The sequence below is a fragment of the Marinobacter sp. G5_S1_61_S3 genome (assembly GCF_054968585.1).
Map to the genome: position 1 here is coordinate 60,375 of NZ_JBQKUK010000017.1, position 21,358 is coordinate 81,732.

Here is a 21,358-nt window from a genome sequence, read left to right on the forward strand (position 1 = left end):
CCAACAGATAGAAAATTAGAGGGGCTTTTGAATGTCGAACCCGAAGCACGACAAGGGCGAGCATTACCTGACTACACCGAAGGCAGAACCGTTCCTGGAACGGCTGATCTTCAACAATCGGGCCATCATCCTGATTGCCTTTTTCTTCCTGACGCTGTTCCTTGGCTACAACGCGGTCAAGATTGAGCCGGATGCCAGTTTCGAGCGGATGATTCCGTTGGAGCATCCCTACATCGTCAATATGCTTGAGCACCGGGACGATCTGGAGAACCTGGGTAACTTTGTGCGTATCGCCGTGGAAGTGGAAGAGGGCGATATCTTCACAGCCGAGTATATGGAAACCCTGAAGCAGATCACCGATGAGGTGTTCTATCTCAACGGGGTGGACCGTTCCGGATTGAAATCACTCTGGACCTCCAACGTTCGCTGGGTTGAGGTGACTGAGCAAGGGTTCCAGGGCGGCACCGTGATCCCGGACGGTTACGATGGCTCCCGGGCCACCCTTGAACAGCTGCGTCAGAACGTACTCCGTTCGAACGAAGTAGGGCGCCTGATTTCCGACAACTTCCGTTCTACCATCGTGTACGCGCCGCTTTATGAGAACAACCCTGAAACTGGCGAGCCGCTGGACTACGGTGAGTTCTCGCGCCAGTTGGAAGAAAAGATCCGGGACAAGTACGAGGCGCAGAATCCGAACATTGAAATTCACATCGTCGGTTTCGCCAAGAAAGTGGGCGACCTCATTGAGGGTATTGGTTCCATTGCCTGGTTTGCGGGCATCACCATTATCCTGACGACCCTGTTGCTGTTCGGGTACTCACGTTGCATTACCGGAACACTGGTTCCGGTGTTCACCTCCATCATCGCGGTGTTCCTGCAACTGGGCACATTGAGGCTGTTGGGGTATGGCCTGGACCCTTACTCGGTTCTGGTTCCGTTCCTCGTATTTGCCATCGGCATCAGTCATGGCGTTCAGATTGTGAATGCCATGGCGGTGGAAGCGGCGAAAGGGTTTGATTCCGTTACCGCGGCCCGCCTTGCGTTCCGGGCGCTCTACATCCCGGGCATGCTGGCTCTGATTTCAGATGCCTTCGGCTTCCTGACTCTGTTCTTCATCGAGATCGATGTTATCCGGGATCTGGCCGTTGCCGCCGGCATCGGTGTGGCGTTCGTCATTCTGACCAACCTGGTATTGCACGTATTGATCATGTCGTACCTTGGTATCTCCAAGGGCGGTGTTCGTCATGTGCAGAATCATGGTGAAAAGCAGGACCGCAAGTGGCGCGTCATGTCTTACTTCGCACATCCCGGTGTGGCACCGATTTCTCTGTTGATAGCGGTTATTGGCCTGGGTCTTGGCCTTTATTACAAGCAAGGCCTGAAAGTCGGTGACCTTGATCAGGGTGCGCCGGAGCTGCGGGCCGATTCCCGCTACAACAAGGACAATGCCTACATCATCGACAACTACTCAACGAGTGCCGATGTGTTGGTCGTGATGGTGAAAACCGAGGAAGAGCAGTGTACCCAGTACAACGTTCTCCGCGCGATGGACAACCTTCAGTGGGAGCTTCAGAACACGCCTGGCGTGCAGTCCTCGGCGTCTTTGGCCGATGTGTCCAAGATTGTTACCAAAGCACTGAACGAGGGTAACTGGAAGTGGTATGAGATTTCCCGCAACCAGACTATTATCAATGCCTCGATCCGTGAGGCACCGGCAGGCCTGATCAATACCAATTGTGATCTGACACCGGTGCTTGTTTTCCTTGAGGATCACAAGGCAGAAACGCTGGAAACAGTCACCGAACGCGTTGAGGAGTTCGCCAGCAACAATAACAACGACGAATACACGTTCATGCTGGCCGCCGGTAATGCGGGCGTCGAAGCTGCCACGAACGATGTCATCTCAAGTGCGAAGAACATGATGTTGATCTTCGTCTACGGTGTGGTCGCGTCATTGTGCCTGCTGACGTTCCGTTCTATCCGTGCGGTTCTGTGTATTCTGATCCCACTGGGCCTGACGTCGATCCTGGCCGAGGCGATCATGGCGGTATCAGGCATTGGTATCAAGGTAGCGACGTTGCCGGTTATTGCGCTGGGCGTGGGTATTGGTGTCGACTACGGTATCTATATCTACAGCAAGCTCGAGAAGTTCCTGTTGGAGGGCAAGACACTCCAGGAAGCATACTTCGAGACCCTGAGGTCTACTGGTAAGGCGGTTATCTTTACCGGTGTCACGCTGGGTATCGGTGTGGTTACCTGGATCTTCTCGCCGATCAAGTTCCAGGCGGATATGGGGCTGTTGCTGTTCTTCATGTTCATCTGGAACATGGTGGGCTCTATCTGGCTGCTGCCGGCCCTGGCGCGTTTCCTCCTGCGCCCGGATCGAATGGTTGCCAAGGCCCGCGCGAACAAATAAGATTCGCGACCGCTTGATCAAAAAAGCCCGCTCTGCGGGCTTTTTTGTTTTTTTGCTCAAGTGGTTAGCGAGCTAACCCTTGCTTTATTTATATCGCAAAGTGGTCTATGTTTTAAGGCGAAAGTGAGGAGTGTCCGTTTCGTTACGCGGGCCCAAAAAAGCAATAATGAACAGATAAGGGAAAAGTCATGGCACTGAAACAGAAATTTTCCGCACTTGCAGTTGCAGCAGCGGTCAGCCTTGGAACCGCTTCGACAGCGGTTACCGCGCAGGAGCAGAAATTTGTCACCATCGGTACCGGGGGCGTAACCGGTGTGTACTATCCGGCTGGTGGTGCGATTTGTCGCCTGGTTAACATGGATCGTAAGGAACATGGTATTCGCTGCTCTGTAGAGAGCACCGGTGGTTCGGTCTATAACCTGAACGCGATTCGCCAGGGTGAGCTGGACCTGGCGGTAGCCCAGTCTGACTGGCAGTACCACGCCTACAACGGCACCAGCCAGTTCGAGGAAGACGGAAAGAACGAGAAGCTGCGTGCTGTATTCTCGCTGCACCCCGAGCCATTCACGGTGGTTGCCAGCAAGGGGTCTGGTATCAAGACGTTTGAAGATCTTGCAGGCAAGCGCGTGTCCGTCGGTAACCCCGGTTCCGGCCAGCGCGCCACAGCAGAAGTGCTGATGGACGAAATGGGCTGGACCATGGACAAGTTCTCGCTTCCGGCGGAACTGAAGGCTGCGGAGCAATCCCAGGCTCTGTGTGATGGCAATATTGATGCATTCTTCTACACCGTTGGGCACCCCTCCGGTGCGATCAAGGAAGCGACCACGTCCTGTGACAGTGTGATCGTCAGCGTCAATAACGAAGCGACCAAGAAGCTGGTTGCAGACAACCCATACTACCGTGAAGCGGTGATCCCGGGTGGTATGTATCGTGGTTCTGACGATGACGTGACCACGTTTGGTGTGGCGGCAACGTTTGTCTCGTCTACCGAGGTATCTGAGGACGTAGTGTACGAAGTGGTCAAGGCTGTATTCGAGAACTTTGACAGCTTCAAGCGCCTGCACCCTGCGTTTGCCAACCTGAAGAAAGAAGAAATGGTATCCGACGCGTTGAGTGCACCTCTGCACCCGGGCGCGGCGAAGTACTACAAAGAAGCCGGCCTGATCGACTGATCCTGTAACCGGTAAAACGACACCGCGGGCAGGCCTGCCCGCGGTGTTCTGATCTCCGACCCGCTATATTCTTACAGGACCCAGCTATGACCAATAGCGAACCGAGAGCCGGGGATACCATCGACAGCAAGAAGGTTGCAGAGGTTCTCCAAACCGAGACCGGTGGAAGGGCTGCGACCGGTACGGCTGCAAAGATTCTCTTTGTTGTCCCTCTGCTCTGGTCCCTCTTTCAGCTATGGATAGCGTCACCGCTCCCCTACATTGTTGAGTTCGGTGTTTTTAACTCGACGGAAGCAAGATCCATTCATCTCGCCTTTGCAGCGTTCCTCGCGTTTGCGGCTTATCCCATGATTCGTGGCAGGAATGTTGACCACGTACCGGTTTACGACTGGATTCTTGCCCTGGCTGCCGCTTTTGCAGCCTCTTATCTGTACCTGTTTTATGACCAGCTTGCGACGCGTCCGGGCTCGCCGATTACCCAGGACCTGATCATTGCACTTGGTGGTCTGGTACTGCTTCTGGAAGCAACTCGCCGCGCACTGGGGCTGCCGCTGACCATCGTTGCTGGTGTGTTCCTTATTTACGCGCTGGCCGGCCCCTATATGCCGGATGTGATTTCCCACAAGGGGGCCAGTCTGAGCAAGCTGTCTTCCCATATGTGGCTGGGTACGGAAGGCGTGTTTGGTGTCGCCCTTGGCGTGTCCACCAGTTTTGTCTTCCTGTTTGTGTTATTCGGTGCGCTGCTGGAACGGGCAGGGGCGGGCAACTACTTTATCCAGGTTGCCTACGCCATGCTCGGGCACATGCGCGGCGGTCCCGCCAAGGCCGCGGTGGTATCCAGTGGTCTGAGCGGTGTGATTTCAGGTTCGTCCATCGCCAACGTGGTGACAACCGGCACCTTTACCATCCCCCTGATGAAGCGGGTTGGTTTCCCCGCTACCAAGGCGGGTGCTGTTGAGGTAGCTGCATCCACTAACGGTCAGTTGACGCCTCCCATTATGGGCGCGGCAGCCTTCCTGATGGTTGAGTACGTGGGCATTTCCTACCTGGAAGTGATCAAACACGCCATCCTGCCAGCGCTGATCTCCTACGTGGCGTTGATTTACATCGTTCACCTTGAGGCCTGTAAGCTCAAGATGAAGGGTATTGAACGTCCGAATCGCCCGACTCTCGCGCAGCGTATGCTGAACTGGGTTGTGATCCTGATTGGCCTGAGTGCTCTCACGTTCATCGTGTATTACGGCATTGGATGGTTGAAGGTGGTTCTGGGCGAAGCCGCTGTGTGGGTTCTCGGGCCGCTTCTGCTGTTCATTTACATCGGGCTGGTCTGGTACTCCACCCGCTTTCCGGAACTGGCTCAGGACGATCCTGAATCCTCAATGGATACACTGCCTGACGTGGGGCCAACGGTTAAGACCGGCCTGTACTTCCTGTTGCCAGTGGTGGTCCTGGTCTGGTGCCTGACTGTTGAGCGGTTTTCGCCCCAGCTATCAGCATTCTGGGCCACGGTGTTTATGATTTTCATCGTGATCACTCAGCAGCCACTGAAAGCGTTTTTCCGCAAAAAAGGTCACTTCCTTGCGGAAACAAAAACCGGCCTCGTTGACCTCACCCTCTCGCTGGTAACTGGCGCGAGGAATATGGTTGGTATCGGTGTGGCGACTGCCACCGCCGGCATTGTGGTGGGCACGGTGACGCTGACAGGCATTGGCCTGGTGATGACCCAGTTTGTGGAGTTCATCTCCGGCGGCAACCTGTTGCTGATGCTGGTTTTCACAGCGATTATCAGTCTGATTCTGGGTATGGGGCTTCCTACGACCGCCAACTACATCGTGGTTTCCACCCTGATGGCCCCGGTTATCGTGACACTGGGTGCCCAGAACGGCTTGTTGGTGCCTTTGATTGCTGTCCACCTGTTCGTGTTCTATTTCGGCATACTGGCGGATGATACGCCGCCCGTGGGGCTGGCCGCCTACGCGGCGGCGGCTATATCAGGGGCGGACCCGATACGAACGGGTGTGCAGGGCTTCACGTACGATATTCGGACAGCGATTCTGCCCTTCATGTTCATCTTCAACACCCAGTTGTTGTTGATTGGCCTGACGGGTTGGGTGGATTTGCTGGTGACGGTTGCCAGTGCGGTGACGGCCATGCTGGTCTTCTCGGCGGCCACTCAGGGTTACTGGTTTACCAAGAGCTACAAGTGGGAGTCGGCTCTGCTGCTGCTGATCACGTTTACCCTGTTCCGTCCAGGTTATTGGTGGGACATGGTCTACCCGGCAACGCAGGACAGGCCGGGTACCGAAGTGATTGAGCATATTGAAAATGTGCCCGCAGGCGAGTCCCTGGTAGTGCAGGCATCGGGCATGTCCCTGAGTGGTGACGAGGTTTCCACTTATCTCAGTCTGGAGCTACCCGCAGCGGAATCCCCGGAGGCGAGACTGGCGAGCGCTGGCCTTGAGCTGTCGCGTCAGGACGACACGATGGTGGTGGATTTCGTTGGCTATGGTAGCCAGGCAGAGAACGCCGGCGTCAGCTTCGGCTGGACCATTGATGCCGTGCAGGTTGAGAATGAGCGCCCGCCGAAGGAACTTATGTTCATTCCCGCGCTTATACTGCTTGGTCTTGTCGCGTTCGGCCAATTGCGGCGACGCACACCCGAAGAGGCCAGCGCCTACGGCTGACTCTTTTCCCCTTAAAAGCCCGGCATTAACCTGCCGGGCTTTTTTCTGTTAAACTCCTGCGCGCAACGGTCCGCGGTTTGTATCGCGGCCAACCGTCAACATGTGGTCTTTGGTACGGATCACCTCTGAGTCCCTAGGAGCCTACTATGCCTGTTGTTACCCTGCCGGATGGCAGTCACCGCAGTTTTGCCGAATCTGTTACCGTTCACGATGTTGCCGCAGACATCGGTGCCGGGCTTGCCAAGGCCGCCATTGCCGGCCGTGTAAATGGCCAACTGGTCGATACCAGCTTCCCGATTGAAGAAGACGCTGAGCTTGCCATTGTCACCGAGCGTGATGAAGACGGCGTCGACATTATCCGCCACTCCACCGCACATCTCCTGGCCATGGCGGTCAAGGAACTGTTTCCTTCCGCTCAGGTGACTATTGGTCCGGTTGTGGACAACGGGTTCTATTACGATTTCAAATTCGATCGGCCGTTCACCAATGAAGATCTGAGCCGGATCGAAAAGCGCATGGAAGAGCTGGCCAAGCAGGATATTCCGGTGTCCCGATCGGTCATGTCCCGTGACGAAGCTGTCCGTCTGTTTGATGAGATGGGCGAGGAATACAAGGTTCGAATCATTGAGGATATTCCCGGTGAGGAAGATCTGTCCTTCTACCGCCAGGGTGACTTTATCGATCTGTGTCGTGGCCCTCACGTGCCCAACACCGGCAAGCTCAAGGCCTTCAAGCTGACCAAGGTTGCCGGCGCCTACTGGCGCGGTGATACCAGCAACGAGCAGTTGCAGAGGGTGTATGGCACTGCCTGGGGCAACAAGAAAGACCTGAAGGCCTATCTGCATCGCCTGGAAGAGGCCGAGAAGCGCGACCACCGCAAGATCGGCAAGAAATTGAGCCTGTTCCACATGCAGGAAGAGGCCCCGGGCATGGTGTTCTGGCATCCGGATGGCTGGTCCCTGTATCAGGAGATCGAGCAGTACATGCGCCGCAAGCAGCATGAGCATGGTTACCAGGAGATCAAGACGCCGCAGGTGGTTTCCAGGGCGCTTTGGGAAAAGTCAGGGCACTGGGACAAGTTCAAGGACGACATGTTTACCACGGAGTCCGAGAAGCACGATTACGCCATCAAGCCGATGAACTGTCCTTGCCATGTGCAGGTTTTCAACCAGGGCCTGAAAAGCTACAAGGACCTGCCTCTGCGTCTGGCCGAGTTCGGTTCCTGTCACCGTAACGAGGCGTCTGGTGCCTTGCATGGTTTGATGCGGGTTCGCGGATTTACCCAGGACGATGCCCACATATTCTGCGAAGAGGATGCCATTCAGCAGGAAGTGTCTGACTTTATCGGCATGCTCCACGAGATTTATGCGGATTTCGGGTTTACGGAGATTCTTTACAAGCTCTCAACCCGTCCTGAAAAGCGGGTTGGCTCGGACGAAGTCTGGGACAAAGCGGAAGCCGCGCTGGAAGAAGCATTGAACCGGGAAGGCGTTGATTGGGAGCTTTTGCCGGGTGAGGGCGCCTTTTATGGCCCGAAAATCGAGTTTTCGCTGAAAGACTGCATCGGACGGGTGTGGCAATGTGGTACCATTCAGGTCGATTTTTCCATGCCGGGACGGCTGGGTGCCCAATATGTGGCAGATAACTCCGAGCGCAAGACGCCGGTGATGTTGCACAGGGCGGTTCTTGGTTCGTTCGAGCGCTTTATTGGTATCCTCATCGAGGAATACGAGGGCGCTTTCCCGACATGGCTTGCGCCAACGCAGATCGCGGTGCTGAATATTACCGACAATCAGCGGGATTATTGCCAGAATCTTGCGAAAAAGTGGGATTCCCTTGGCTATAGGGTTAATGCTGACTTGAGAAACGAGAAGATCGGCTTTAAAATCCGCGAGCATACTATTAACAAAGTTCCCTTCCTTGTTGTTATCGGCGACAAAGAAGTTGAAAACAACGCCGTTGCGGTGAGAACCCGCAAGGGTGAGGATCTGGGAACTTTATCGCTGGAAGCGTTTGAGCAGCTGATGGCTGACGAAATCAATCGCAAAGGCAGAACCAAAACGGAGATCTGATTATTAAACAGCGAGCGAATCGGGGGCGCACTCCAAAAGCGCCGATCAACGAGAACATTGACGCAACTGAAGTCCGTCTGATCGATGCCGAAGGCAATCAGGTCGGTGTCGTACCGATTGAAGATGCACTCAAGCAGGCTGAAGAAGCGTCTCTTGACCTGGTTCAGGTTACGGATTCCGATCCGATCGTCTGTAAGATAATGGACTACGGCAAGAAAATCTTCGATGAGAAGAAGGCCAAAGCGGCTGCCAAGAAAAAGCAGAAGCAGACGCAGGTCAAAGAGCTTAAGTTCCGGCCAGGAACTGAAGAAGGGGATTATCAGGTCAAACTACGCAACCTGGTACGTTTCCTTGAAAACGGGGACCGCGGCAAAATCACTATCCGCTTCCGTGGGCGTGAGATGGCACACCAGGAAATTGGTATGAAGCTCATGAACAGGATCGAAGTGGATATTGAAGAGCTTGCCCAGGTAGAACAGCGGCCGAAAATGGAAGGCCGCCAGATGACCATGGTAGTGGCCCCCCGTAAAAAGAAGTGAACCTGATCCGGTGCTGATCCCCCGCGGTCGCGGGGGATTTGTCGTTCAGGGGCACATTGATATCACTTAAAAACAGAATGCGGAGTTTTAAAAATGCCCAAGATGAAAACCAAAAGCGGGGCCACCAAGCGGTTCAAGAAGACCGCTACTGGCTTTAAGCATAAGCAGTCCTTCACCAGTCATATCTTGACCAAGAAGAGCCCGAAGCGTAAGCGTCAGCTCCGTGGTACCAAGTTGATTGCCAAGTCCGATGTGGCTTCAATCAAACGTATGACGGCGTGCTGATTCAGCCGCTAGCCATTTCTTTTTAGGTTTAAAGGTAGAAGGATTAACGTATGCCTCGCGTAAAACGTGGTGTGGTTGCACGCCGTCGTCATAAAAAGATTCTCAGTCAGGCCAAGGGTTATTACGGAGCGCGTAGCCGCGTCTTCCGCGTAGCCAAACAGGCGGTTATCAAGGCCGGTCAGTACGCTTACCGTGACCGTCGTAACCGTAAGCGCTCGTTCCGCGCACTGTGGATTGCCCGTATCAATGCTGGCGCCCGTGCCAACGGCCTGTCTTACAGCCGTCTGATTGCTGGCCTGAAGAAGGCCAATGTTGAGATCGACCGTAAAGTTCTGGCCGACCTGGCCATGAACGAGCAGCAGGCGTTTACCGCTGTTGTTGAGAAGGCCAAAGCGTCTCTGTGATCGCTTAGCTCTTTCATCGGTTAACCGATCGATTCAGGCGTCTCCATGGGTTCATGAAGACGCCTTCTGATAGGGGAAGGGCGCGCTCTTCCCCTATTTTTGTTTAGAGTGATTCCATTTCTGGATTGGAGCAGGGTCAATGGAAAACCTGGATCAACTCGTTCAGGACGGCCTGGCGGCGGTTGAAAGTGCCGACAGTTTGCAGGCACTGGATCAGATTCGTGTTGAATACCTTGGCAAGAAGGGTGTGATCACCCAGCAGGCGAAGACACTGGGTAAGCTGTCTGCGGAAGAACGTCCCGCCGCCGGCCAGAAGATCAACGACGCCAAGGGGCAGGTGGAGCAGGCTATCAACGCCCGCCGTACAGACCTTGAGCGCGCCGCCATCGAGCAAAAACTCGCCAGTGAATCCATTGATGTGACGCTTCCCGGGCGAGGCCAGGATCTGGGTGGTTTGCATCCGGTTACCCGCACCCTTCAGCGTATTGAGCAATTTTTCTCCCGCGCGGGCTATACCGTGGAGCAGGGGCCGGAAATCGAAGACGACTATCACAACTTCGAAGCTCTCAACATTCCCGGCCACCATCCGGCCCGTGCCATGCATGACACGTTTTACTTCAATCCCGGCACATTGCTGCGAACCCACACCTCACCGGTTCAGATTCGCACCATGGAAGATGGCAAGCCACCTTTTCGGATGATTTGCCCCGGCCGCGTCTACCGCTGCGACTCGGATATGACCCACACTCCCATGTTTCACCAGGTGGAAGGGTTGTTGGTCGAGAAAGACGTGAGCTTTGCGGACTTGAAGAGCACCGTTGAGGAATTCCTGCGGGTATTCTTCGAGCGCGACCTGGAAGTGCGATTCCGCCCGTCCTATTTCCCGTTCACGGAGCCGTCCGCCGAGGTGGATATCGAATGGGGGCGCGAAGAGGATGGCAGCATCAAATGGCTGGAAGTGATGGGCTGCGGCATGGTTCACCCCAAAGTATTCGAGCATTGCGGTATCGATGCCGAGGAATATCGTGGCTTTGCGTTTGGTCTGGGCGTAGAGCGCCTTGCCATGCTTCGCTATGGCGTGAATGACCTGCGCATGTTCTTTGAGAACGACCTCCGCTTTCTGCGGCAGTTCCGTTGAACACGCCATCAAGGTAAACGAACTAACAGGCAACACCGCATCAGGACAAGGCAGATACCATGAAATTCAGTGAACAGTGGCTACGCGAATGGGTCAATCCGGCGAATGATACCCAGGCATTGATGGATCAGATCACCATGGCGGGTCTGGAAGTTGACGGATTTGAGCCGGTAGCCGGCAAGTTCAGTGGCATTGTTGTGGGTGAGGTTGTGTCGGTATCGCCTCATCCCGATGCGGATAAGCTTCGGGTTTGTCAGGTCAGTGATGGTGCTCAAACGGTACAGGTGGTTTGCGGTGCGCCCAACGTGCGCGACGGCCTGAAGGTGCCGTTTGCCGTCGTCGGAGCGGTGTTGCCGGGCGACTTCAAGATCAAGAAGGCCAAGCTGCGTGGGCAACCTTCGGAAGGAATGCTGTGCTCAGAGTCAGAGCTTGGCCTTTCGGACAGCCATGACGGCCTGATGGAGTTGCCGGACGATGCGCCGGTAGGCCAGGAGCTGAGTGAGTTTCTCAAGTTGAACGACGTCACCATCGATGTGGATCTGACGCCGAATCGCAGTGATTGCCTGTCGATCAAAGGGATCGCCCGGGAAGTCGGGGTACTGAACAGCCTTGTGGTTGAGGGGCCGGAAATTCTCCCCGTGGAAGCAGTGCACTCAGAGGTGCCTGACATCGCCGTGAAAGACCCCGAAGGCTGCCCCCGGTATCTGGGGAGAATCCTGCGCAACGTGGACCTTAGCATTGAATCCCCACTGTGGATGCAGGAAAAGCTTCGCCGCTCCGGGATCCGCTCTATCGACGCTGCGGTGGATGTTACCAACTATGTGATGCTTGAACTGGGTCAGCCCCTACACGCCTTTGACCGTGAGGAAATAGAGGGTGGCATTGTTGTGCGCCGGGCAATGCAGGGTGAAAAGTTGGTATTGCTGGATGGACAGGAAGTGGAACTGACCCCGGATACCCTGGTTATCGCGGATCACGCCAAGCCGATAGCGATTGCCGGTGTGATGGGTGGCGAGCATTCCGGAGTGAGTGAGCGAACCCGCGACCTGATCCTTGAGGCTGCCTATTTTGATCCGATTACTCTGGCGGGTAAGGCGCGCCACTATGGCCTTCACACGGACGCTTCACATAGGTTCGAGCGTGGCGTGGACTACGAGCTTGCCCGCGATGCCATGGAGCGTGCAACGGCATTGTTGATGTCCATCGTGGGTGGCGAGCCTGGGGATATTGTCGAGGTTGTCAGCAAGCAGGACTTGCCTGAAGACCGCACGGTGGACCTTCGGGAGACACGTGTTGCCGACGTGTTGGGGCTGGAGATCGACCGCACTACGGTGGAAGAAATTCTGACCCGTCTGGGCCTTCATATCGATAAGCTGCTGAAGGATGGCTGGCGGGTACACGTGCCGAGTTTCCGCCCGGATATCAGTATCGAAGAGGATCTGATCGAAGAAATTGGACGGATATACGGTTACAACAACCTGCCGGTCACGGAACCCACGGGATCACTCGGCCTTCGCCCGCAGGAAGAGGCCGTCCGCCCGGTATCGGCTATCCAGAACTATTTCGTGACGTGTGGATACCAGGAAGCGATTACCTACAGCTTTGTAGACCCGAAGGTTCAGGGCCTGATTGATCCAGAGCGGGAAGGCATTGCGCTGGCAAACCCGATTTCGTCGGATCTGTCTGTCATGCGCACGAGCCTCTGGAGCGGACTGCTGAAAACCGTGGCTTACAATCAGAACCGTCAGCAACCTCGAATTCGGCTGTTCGAAACCGGGCTCCGTTTCGTGAAAGACGGCGACCGGATTGATCAGCAGCCCATGCTCGCTGGGGTGATCGCAGGTGGGCAATTGCCAGAGAATTGGGCAAACGGTCGCAGAAACGCCGATTTCTTTGACGTAAAAGGAGAGCTGGAGAGTCTGTTCCAGCTCCTTGGTATCGAGGTTCAGTTCCTTGCCAGTCAGCATCCCGCATTGCACCCGGGCCAGACGGCGGAGTTGATGCGGGACGGAGAACATGTAGGCTGGCTGGGCACATTGCACCCACAAGTGCAGAAAAAACTGGAACTTAATGGCACGATTCTGATGTTTGAGCTATTCTTGAATTCGGTCGTTTCTGGATATGTGCCTAATTTCAAAGATATTTCAAAATTCCCAGAAGTTCGGCGGGATTTGGCTATTATTATCGGAAGCGACGTGGGGTTTGCAGACGTCGAGCGTGTAGCGAAAAAGCACGCCGGGGAGCACCTCACGGCTTTGCGTGCGTTTGATGTTTATGAAGGTGAAAGCCTGGGTGAAGGCAACCGAAGCCTCGCTCTCAGCCTGTTCTGGCAGCATCCCGAGCGCACACTAAATGAAGAAGAGGTGCATTCGCTCTTCAACGGTGTGATTGACGCACTGCGCGAAGAGTTGGGGGCAACACTGAGGAGTTAGCAGATGGCGGCTTTGACGAAAGCGGAGATGGCAGAGCGGTTGTACGAGGAGTTGGGTCTCAACAAACGTGAAGCCAAGGAAATGGTGGAAGCTTTTTTCGACGAGATCAGAGGCGCTCTCAGCCACAACGAACAGGTGAAGTTGTCGGGATTTGGTAACTTTGATCTGCGTGACAAGAAACAGCGGCCGGGACGGAACCCGAAGACCGGTGAGGAAATTCCGATCAGTGCACGGCGTGTTGTTACGTTCCGCCCGGGACAAAAACTAAAACAGAAAGTAGAAGCGTATGCTGGAACCCAGTCATAACAACGAATTACCCACGATACCGGGGAAGCGTTATTTCACCATTGGTGAAGTTGCCGAACTTTGTGCTGTAAAAGCGCACGTGCTCAGATACTGGGAGCAAGAGTTCCCTCAGCTTTCTCCGGTCAAGCGCCGTGGCAACCGCCGCTACTATCAGCGTGCCGATGTCATTACCATCCGCCAGATCCGCAGCCTGTTGTATGATCAGGGCTACACCATTGGCGGGGCCAAGCAGAAGCTCAGCAGCCACGAGGTGAAAGACGATACCTCCCAGTACAAGCAGCTGATCCGGCAGATGATTACCGAACTGGAAGATGTTCTCGACGTGCTCAATACGCCGGTGAAGTGAGACGTTTTTGAAGCTGAAAGCCGAAGGTTCGCCTTCGGCTTTTTTGTTGGTGGCAGTCGCCGAAATGAACAAATAGGTCGTATAGTTGACCGACACTCACACCGGAGAATAACAGCATGATTGGATACGTAACGATTGGCGTCAGTGATATGTCCCGAGCCAAGGCCTTTTACTCGGAACTGTTGGGAGATATCGGCGCTAGGGTCCTTCTGGATATGGGCCGCATTGCGTTTATTGGGGAGAGTATGAAGGCGCCGATGCTGGCCGTGTGCACTCCCTACGATGGCGAACCCAATCAGCCGGGCAATGGCAATATGGTCGCCATTCACCCAGGGTCCAAGGAGGCGGTAGATGCCCACTACAAGCGAGCGTTGGAGTTGGGTGCGAGCTGTGACGGCGAGCCTGGCCAGCGGATCCCTGATCAGTTCTATGGCGCCTACGTGAGAGACCTGGACGGTAACAAGCTGGCCTTCTTCCACTTTGGCTAGCAGTCGTCTGTGAAAACAACAAAGCCCGGGCCTTTCGGCCCGGGCTTTGTGTAGGGAATTTGGTCGGGACGGTAGGATTTGAACCTACGACCCCTTGCACCCCATGCAAGTGCGCTACCAAGCTGCGCTACGCCCCGAAATTGCCAGTGGCCAGAGAGAAACTTGAGAGATATCTCAGTGGCTTAGCGGGAGCGAAGTCTACACCAGCCTCGGATAAAAATAAACATCCAATCGCCGAATTCTTCGGGCATTTCTATCGCAGTTTGGTTTCTCGAAGCTGACGAATAAACTCCGGCGGATCGAAGCTGTCCGGGGTAGCGTTCGGCCAGTAGGTATCAAACACTCTTTCACCGGTCTCTCCTTCCAGAAGGGCACCCGGCTCCAGAAAGGGAAACAGGTCCATATAGGAATGGGTTTCCGTCTTGGAGGTGCGGCGGATGATGTGTTCCGGCCCAAGTTCGGAGGGGTGCTTGAGCCCTGACGCCTCAAGCAGGTTCATCAAGGCTTCCAGGGTGTTCTTGTGATAGTTGTAAACACGCTGGCTCTTATCCTGAACATCAAGCTTTTGGCTTCGCCTTGGGTCTTGGGTTGCAACACCGCTGGGGCATTTTCCTGTATGGCAACTGAGCGCCTGTATGCAGCCGAGAGAGAACATGTAGCCCCTTGCCGCGTTACACCAGTCTGCCCCCAGGGCCAGGGTCCGGGCTATGTTGAATGCTGAGGTGATCTTGCCCGCAGCGCCAATGGCAATGTGTTCGCGCAGGTTGGTGCCCACGAGTGTGTTGTGTACCAGCAACAGGGCCTCCGTCATGGGTGTTCCAATACGGTTGATGAACTCCAGAGGAGCCGCGCCGGTGCCGCCTTCACCGCCATCCACAACGATGAAATCGGGTGTTTTTCCTGTCTCCAGCATGGCCTTGACGATGGCGAACCACTCCCAGGGATGGCCTATAGCCAGTTTGAAGCCCACCGGTTTGCCGCCCGATAGCTCACGGAGTTTCTCCAGAAACTCGAGAAATTCCCTGGGTGTAGAGAACGCTGAATGGCTTGCCGGGGAAACGACATCCTTGCCAGCTTCGACGCCGCGGGCCTCGGCAATTTCCGGTGTCACTTTCTCGCCGGGAAGAATGCCCCCATGTCCAGGTTTGGCACCCTGGGATAGTTTGACCTCTATCATTTTTACCTGGTCGAGAGTGGCATTGCGGGCGAACCTCTCTTCGTTGAAAGTGCCGTCTTCGTTGCGACATCCGAAGTATCCGGAACCAATTTCCCAGACCAGATCTCCGCCCGGTTCCCGGTGATAGCGGGATATGGAGCCTTCGCCGGTATCGTGATAGAAGTTCCCCATTTTTGCGCCAGCATTGAGGCTCAGGATGGCATTGGCCGACAACGAGCCAAAACTCATCGCCGAGATGTTGAAGACGCTGGCGTTATAGGGCTTGGCGCACTGTTTGCCAATCACGATCCGGAAGTCAGCGTCTTTCAGTGCAGAAGGCTGGAGGGAATGGTTGATCCACTCAAAACCCTCGTCATACATACCTAACTGTGAGCCGAAAGGGCGCTTGTCGAGTACGTTCTTGGCTCGCTGGTAAACGATGGTGCGCTGTTCACGTGAAAAGGGGCGTTCGTCGGTGTCGGACTGGATGAAGTACTGGCGTATTTCCGGGCCAATCGATTCAAGAAAATATCGAAAATGGGCGAGGATGGGGTAATTTCGGCTAACAGTGCGTTTACGCTGAAGCAGATCCCATGTGCCGGTTGCCGCCAATCCCCCGAGCAGGACGGGGACGACATAAAACCAGCCCCCCCAGATGGTACTGGCCAGTAGAGAAACGATAAAGCCGGTCAGGCTCAGCGCATAAAGCGTATATCGGAAGGGGAAGGTTTCGGTTTTAGCCATAAACTCCTCTGAGTGGATGTGTAGTATGTTTGCAGAATATTAACAGTATAAGTGCGGGAGATACGTTCCCGTATGGCAAGACGGATCAAGGAGTAATTTGTACGAACACTGAAATATTGGTCTAAGATTGTTTTCAGGGCGTAAGTTGTCCGTTCTTTGATGTTTTGAACTCAAAGCAATAAGATGGCGAGCTTGTAACGTTTGCATCCGAATATTGAAAAGATTTTCACCAACAGGAGGCTCAAAACGTGGGCGACGTTGTAAAAGACGAGTACCAAACGGATTACGTCGCAGGCCAGGATAATATTAATCCGTTTGGCCTGGACCTACACGCGCCAGTTTTTCCGATTACGGCAATAATCGTTGTTGCGTTTGTAATCGGGACGCTGATTTTCCCGGGAGAGGCGAAGGAGCTCCTCGACGGCGCCAAATGGTGGACCATCGCACAATTTGACTGGTTTTTCCTGATCAGTGCCAACATTTTTGTCGTTGTCTCCCTTGCTCTTATATTCATGCCCGTTGGCAAAATCCGCATCGGCGGGATGGACGCCAAGCCAGAATTTTCGACGATGTCGTGGTTTGCCATGCTCTTTGCAGCAGGTATGGGTATCGGTCTCATGTTCTGGGCCGTCGCCGAGCCAGTCGCCTACTACACAGGCTGGTATGAAACGCCGCTCGGCGTTGAGGCCAATACGGCCGAGGGCGCGCGGTTGGCCATGGGTGCGACCATGTATCACTGGGGTCTGCATCCCTGGGCAATCTACGCGATTGTGGCTCTGTCTCTGGCGTTTTTCGCCTACAACAAGAACATGCCGCTGACCATTCGCTCTGCGTTCTTCCCACTGCTCCGTGATAGGGTTTGGGGCTGGCCCGGTCATATCATTGATATCCTGGCGGTGGTGGCAACCATTTTTGGTCTCGCCACGTCTCTTGGTTTTGGTGCGCAACAGGCTGCTTCCGGCCTGGATTACCTGTTCGGGATTTCGTCAGGTATCAATGTGCAGATGGCGATCATTACCGGCGTGACGGCCGTAGCCCTGATTTCGGTGCTGCGTGGTCTCGACGGTGGTGTAAAGATTCTGAGTAACCTCAACATGTCGCTGGCCGGTATTTTGTTGTTTTTCATCATCTTCGCCGGTCCGACCATGACCATCTTTGAAACCATCTGGGTAACCTCATCGAGTTACGTTGGTAACGCCCTGACACTGAGCAATCCGTTTGGTCGCGAAGACCAGGCCTGGTTCCACGGCTGGACAGTCTTCTACTGGGCCTGGTGGATTTCCTGGTCACCGTTCGTTGGTATGTTTATCGCCCGCGTGTCCAAGGGTCGTACGGTTCGTGAGTTCGTGACAGCGGTGCTGATCGTACCAACCGTTATTACCGTGGTCTGGATGAGCGCATTTGGTGGTTCCGCACTGGAGCAGATCCAGGACGGTGTTGGTGCTCTGGCTGAGAATGGCTTGACGGATGTGTCCCTGGCAATGTTCCAGATGTTCGCTAACCTACCGTTCGTTGCCATCTCATCCTTCGTGGGTATCGTGCTGGTGCTGGTGTTCTTCGTGACATCTTCTGATTCCGGTTCGTTGGTCGTCGACAGCATTACCGCGGGTGGTAAAACCGACGCGCCGACAGCTCAGCGTGTGTTCTGGGTGGTAATGGAAGGTGCCATTGCCGCAGCACTGATTTTCGGTGGCGGTGAAGACGCACTGGGCGCTATCCAGGCGGCTGCCATTACGGCAGGACTGCCGTTTACAGCAGTATTGCTGGTCATGACCTGGGGGCTGCTGAAAGGCCTCACCCATGAGCGCAAGCTGCTGATTGCCGAAGGTAAGCTCTGAGAAGTGTGAGAAAGTAAAAAAACCGGGGTTCGCCCCGGTTTTTTTGTGCCTGCTATTTGAAGGTCAGGTTTTGGACGTGAAGGTATCCATGGCGAATGCGGCTCTTTCTTCCGGGGTGAAGTGCGTCCTTCGGAGGGCTTCGATCTGCCTCAGGCGCGGCAACAGACCGCGACCATTAGCCATCTGGATGGCCAGGCCGGGGCGGGCGTTCAGCTCAAGCAGCAAAGGCCCTTCGTTTGCGTCCACGACCAGATCGACACCCATATATCCCAGCCCGGTTGCCTCGTAGCATCGTGATGCCATTACCAGCATTTCCTGCCAGTCATCAATCACCAGGTTCTCCAGGGCGAGGCCTGTATCGGGATGCAGGGTGATCGGTCGATTGAACTGTACCGCATTCAGGCTGTGGCCATTGGCGATATTGAGTCCAACACCTACGGCACCCTGGTGTAGATTAGCCTTGCCATCTGAAGCGGTTGTAGCCAGCCGAAGCATTGCCATCACGGGGTAGCCCTGAAAAACGACGATGCGGATATCCGGTACACCCTGGAAGGAATACTTGGCGAGTGATGGAATCGATTCCACCAGGTTCTCGACAATGGCGACGTCGGGCGTGCCGGCCAGCGAGTAGAGCCCGGCAAGAATGTTGGACAGGTGGCGCTCAAGGTGGCTCGAGGATACCCGCGAGCCCGAGGCCTTGACGTAATCGTTATCGTCCCGGCCGGTAATCACGGTAATCCCTTTACCTCCGGAACCCTTGGCCGGTTTGATGGCAAAGCCGTCCAGGTCCTCTGCCATTTCCCGGAAATGGGAGATTTCGTGTTGCTGACGCACCACCTGCAGCAGCCTGGGGGTGCGAACATCGTATTCGGCAACCACCAGCTTGGTTTTGAGTTTGTTGTCCACCAAGGGGTATGAAGAACGGCTATTGTACCGCGCAATGTAGTCCACATTGCGCCGGTTCATGTTCAGCATGCCCAGTTGGTTCAGCTTGAAGGGCGAAATCCAGCCCATCAGTTATACGCCTTCATCGGATAAAAACGACGGAGCTCTGTGAGCTTGTAGCCCGTGTACTGTCCCATCAGCAGGATCAGCCCCAAAACCACGAAATGAAGTTCCGGGAAATTAAACGTCAGGTGGCTCGCCAGGGGCGCGCTCATAATCAGAAATGCGCAGACTGCGACAAACAAACTACCGGCTCCCTGAACAAACACCTCCCGGGCGCCTTCCTCTTCCCAGAGTATGGACATGCGCTCTATCGTCCAGGCGATAATCACCATGGGGAAGAAGGTAACCGTCATCCCCGTGTTGAAGCCCATTTGATAACCCGCAATGCTCAGCCCGGCCGTGATAAAGATCACGAGAATGATCAGCGCGGATATTCGCGAGACCAGCAGCAGGTTAAGGCTCGACAGGTAGCCACGCATGAGCAGGCCAATGGCCACCACGGAAATAAAGGCTATCAGCCCCGGAATCAGTGTCGTCTGCACAAAGGCCACGGCGATCAGTATCGGCATGAACGTGCCGGACGTTCGTATGCCGACGACAATTCGCATAAAGGCCACCACGAGCGCCCCAAGGGGAAGCAGCAGAAGCATTCTGAACATGCTTTGCTCTTCAATGGGGAGCTGGTAAAGACTCAGGAAGCCGAGGCCATTCTCGCTGGACTGAGCCTGCGCCAATTGCAGTGCCGGGATGGTTTGCCGAAGCATGGAAAAGCTAACGTCTGAATTGTCACCGCCGACAATATCCAGCAGGGAAGCTGCAGCCTGTCGCCACAGCAAGACATGTTCCGGAAGCCCCTGTTCCGCTGTGCGGGGGTTGAAGGTCAGCCATCGGGAACCGTCATAGATCTGCAGGAATGGACGAAGTTGCTGGCGTCGCCTGGCATCTTCCAGGGCCAGGCCGTCTGCCGTTCGAGCGGGAATGCCTGCATGATTGAGCATCCGGGTCAGCAGATCAATGTAGTTTGCTTCGGACACGAGCAGGGTGGTGTTCTGGGCGCCCTGGTCCGGTTGGAGCAGTTTAATCAGTTCCCGGGTCATGCTCTCAGGCGTGCTGGAGCGTTCAGCGGCCTGTTGCAACAACTCTTCCACGGCTGTTGCCTGAGGTTCTTCCCAGAAGACCGGTTCAGGTTTGGGCGGTCGTTTGGGCTGGCTGCCCAGGGCTCTGTCATCAGGTATCAGTTGAACCTTGAAGTAGAGCGTCTGGGGGCCGCTAACGTTGCGCTTTGACCACTCAGCCCGGCGTTCACCGGAGTCATCCACGATGGAAAAACCGTAACCGGGAGATGCAGCCTGCTCCGAAATAATGCGGAATTGGGGTGGCTGATCGGGGATGTTCAGGCTGGCGAGTACGGGTTCTCCGGTGCCATCGAAGTCCACTCGGGCCTCAACCATCCAGACCGGCTTTTGCTCCCCCGTAAACCAGGGAATGCCGAGCTCGACGTGCCGCCAAGTGGCTATCGAAATTCCAGCCGCAATAAGAAGGAGGATGGCGAAAAAAAACGGAATGCGTGAGCGGCTACTCAAGGTTGGTCCCCATTTTCTTCGGCTGGCAGTTTGTCGGGCAGTTCGGTGGCGAACTCCTTGCCCACATCAATCAACATGACGTCCCTCAGAATGTTGCGGCCAACCAGCACCGTGTGTGAGAGGTGCTCTCGGTTGGTCAGTGTAAACTCAGCCTGTTGCCGGTGGTTGCCAATCATGAACTGCAACTCCACCACCACACGGCGTTCCGATTCATCGGTGCTGGACTGGATAATCCTGACCCGGCGTGAGATTTCCCGTTCCAGCGTTACCATGTCTTCGGAGTCAGGTACCGGCACGTCAAACCTTACCCAGTTATTCCCATCCCGTTCAAACCGCGTGATGTTTCGGGCATCCAATGAAGAGGTTTCGGCCCCGCTGTCAATGCGAGCATCGTAAATCAGGCCGGGGCCAGCAAGGTAGAATTTCTCCAACTCTCCAACAACAACCTTGCCCTTGAGTCGGTCGGCCCTTCCATCGCTTTTGGAACCAGACTGCCCCGCTGTGCAGGCCTGCTGTTTGGGGGTGGGAGGGCAGGCGGGTTTTTCGACCTGTTCGGTGATGGCGTCGAGGATGGTTTTCGTGGATTCCTCATTCAGCCGGGTCAGCGCCTGGAAATTCTCATCCGTCCGGTTCTCAAGGCGAACGACCTGTTCACCCTGATTAATAACGGAGGTATTCAGCGCGTCAAGATCCTGCTTCGGCACCATAAAGTAACGATCCGCAGTGCAGCCGGTGATGAGTGATACCACAAGGCCGGCCGCGGCCAACTTTCCAAACTCTGAACGTATAGACAAGATCCGAAACCCC

Annotated in this window: 17 protein-coding genes and 1 tRNA gene; 13 read left to right on the plus strand and 5 right to left on the minus strand. The window is 55.2% G+C overall.

Annotated elements, in window-relative coordinates; genetic code table 11:
• Nucleotides 1–31 precede the first annotated feature (31 nt).
• The 12 genes from ACTRWH_RS16700 (at nt 32) to ACTRWH_RS16755 (ending at nt 14,282) form a co-directional block, all read left to right on the plus strand.
• Complete coding sequence (locus ACTRWH_RS16700; protein ID WP_036204606.1) at nt 32–2,416, plus strand: efflux RND transporter permease subunit; 2,385 nt, start codon at nt 32–34, stop codon at nt 2,414–2,416.
• 188 nt (nt 2,417–2,604) lie between these two features.
• Complete coding sequence (locus ACTRWH_RS16705; RefSeq protein WP_036204607.1) at nt 2,605–3,588, plus strand: TAXI family TRAP transporter solute-binding subunit; 984 nt, start codon at nt 2,605–2,607, stop codon at nt 3,586–3,588.
• Between the two features lie 86 nt (nt 3,589–3,674).
• A complete protein-coding gene (locus tag ACTRWH_RS16710; RefSeq protein WP_036204608.1) occupies nt 3,675–6,272 on the plus strand; it encodes a TRAP transporter permease in 2,598 nt (865 codons plus the stop codon).
• 146 nt (nt 6,273–6,418) lie between these two features.
• Nucleotides 6,419–8,344, plus strand: a complete 1,926-nt coding sequence (gene thrS, locus ACTRWH_RS16715) for a threonine--tRNA ligase (RefSeq protein WP_075195580.1) — start codon at nt 6,419–6,421, stop codon at nt 8,342–8,344.
• The gene (gene infC / locus ACTRWH_RS16720; RefSeq protein WP_075195579.1) at nt 8,341–8,883 is read left to right on the plus strand and encodes a translation initiation factor IF-3; all 543 of its coding nucleotides are present in this window, start codon (nt 8,341–8,343) and stop codon (nt 8,881–8,883) included. The genes thrS and infC overlap by 4 nt, the downstream gene beginning before the upstream one ends.
• A 93-nt stretch (nt 8,884–8,976) precedes the next feature.
• Complete coding sequence (gene rpmI, locus ACTRWH_RS16725; RefSeq protein WP_007151842.1) at nt 8,977–9,168, plus strand: 50S ribosomal protein L35; 192 nt, start codon at nt 8,977–8,979, stop codon at nt 9,166–9,168.
• A 50-nt stretch (nt 9,169–9,218) separates the two neighbouring features.
• On the plus strand, nt 9,219–9,572 hold the full coding sequence (rplT, locus tag ACTRWH_RS16730; protein ID WP_007151841.1) for a 50S ribosomal protein L20: 354 nt from the start codon (nt 9,219–9,221) through the stop codon (nt 9,570–9,572).
• Between the two features lie 139 nt (nt 9,573–9,711).
• On the plus strand, nt 9,712–10,710 hold the full coding sequence (pheS, locus tag ACTRWH_RS16735) for a phenylalanine--tRNA ligase subunit alpha (protein ID WP_036204614.1): 999 nt from the start codon (nt 9,712–9,714) through the stop codon (nt 10,708–10,710).
• A gap of 59 nt (nt 10,711–10,769) precedes the next feature.
• On the plus strand, nt 10,770–13,142 hold the full coding sequence (gene pheT / locus ACTRWH_RS16740; protein WP_036204618.1) for a phenylalanine--tRNA ligase subunit beta: 2,373 nt from the start codon (nt 10,770–10,772) through the stop codon (nt 13,140–13,142).
• A gap of 3 nt (nt 13,143–13,145) precedes the next feature.
• Entirely contained in the window at nt 13,146–13,448 is a 303-nt protein-coding gene (ihfA, locus tag ACTRWH_RS16745; RefSeq protein WP_007151838.1) for an integration host factor subunit alpha, read from the plus strand.
• Entirely contained in the window at nt 13,429–13,794 is a 366-nt protein-coding gene (locus ACTRWH_RS16750; protein ID WP_036204624.1) for a MerR family transcriptional regulator, read from the plus strand. Before ihfA ends, ACTRWH_RS16750 begins: the two co-directional genes overlap by 20 nt.
• Nucleotides 13,795–13,910: 116 nt before the next feature.
• Nucleotides 13,911–14,282, plus strand: a complete 372-nt coding sequence (locus ACTRWH_RS16755; protein WP_075195578.1) for a VOC family protein — start codon at nt 13,911–13,913, stop codon at nt 14,280–14,282.
• 60 nt (nt 14,283–14,342) lie between these two features.
• On the opposite strand, the gene ACTRWH_RS16760 is transcribed toward ACTRWH_RS16755, so the two are convergent.
• Nucleotides 14,343–14,419: transfer RNA gene (locus ACTRWH_RS16760), tRNA-Pro, on the minus strand.
• A 116-nt stretch (nt 14,420–14,535) separates the two neighbouring features.
• Nucleotides 14,536–16,182, minus strand: a complete 1,647-nt coding sequence (locus tag ACTRWH_RS16765) for an FMN-binding glutamate synthase family protein (RefSeq protein ID WP_127400829.1) — start codon at nt 16,180–16,182, stop codon at nt 14,536–14,538.
• Between the two features lie 248 nt (nt 16,183–16,430).
• On the opposite strand from ACTRWH_RS16765, the gene ACTRWH_RS16770 reads away from it, so the two are divergent.
• Entirely contained in the window at nt 16,431–18,020 is a 1,590-nt protein-coding gene (locus ACTRWH_RS16770) for a BCCT family transporter (RefSeq protein WP_075195576.1), read from the plus strand.
• Nucleotides 18,021–18,083: 63 nt separating this feature from the next.
• Here ACTRWH_RS16770 and ACTRWH_RS16775 read toward each other — a convergent pair whose 3' ends face one another.
• The 3 genes from ACTRWH_RS16775 to ACTRWH_RS16785 are packed head-to-tail and all read right to left on the minus strand — an operon-like array spanning nt 18,084 to nt 21,345.
• Complete coding sequence (locus ACTRWH_RS16775) at nt 18,084–19,034, minus strand: alpha-L-glutamate ligase-like protein (RefSeq protein WP_036206034.1); 951 nt, start codon at nt 19,032–19,034, stop codon at nt 18,084–18,086.
• Complete coding sequence (locus ACTRWH_RS16780) at nt 19,034–20,551, minus strand: inactive transglutaminase family protein (RefSeq protein WP_091644480.1); 1,518 nt, start codon at nt 20,549–20,551, stop codon at nt 19,034–19,036. The genes ACTRWH_RS16775 and ACTRWH_RS16780 overlap by 1 nt, the downstream gene beginning before the upstream one ends.
• The gene (locus ACTRWH_RS16785) at nt 20,548–21,345 is read right to left on the minus strand and encodes an ATP-dependent zinc protease family protein (RefSeq protein WP_126810392.1); all 798 of its coding nucleotides are present in this window, start codon (nt 21,343–21,345) and stop codon (nt 20,548–20,550) included. The genes ACTRWH_RS16780 and ACTRWH_RS16785 overlap by 4 nt, the downstream gene beginning before the upstream one ends.
• Nucleotides 21,346–21,358: the final 13 nt, after the last annotated feature.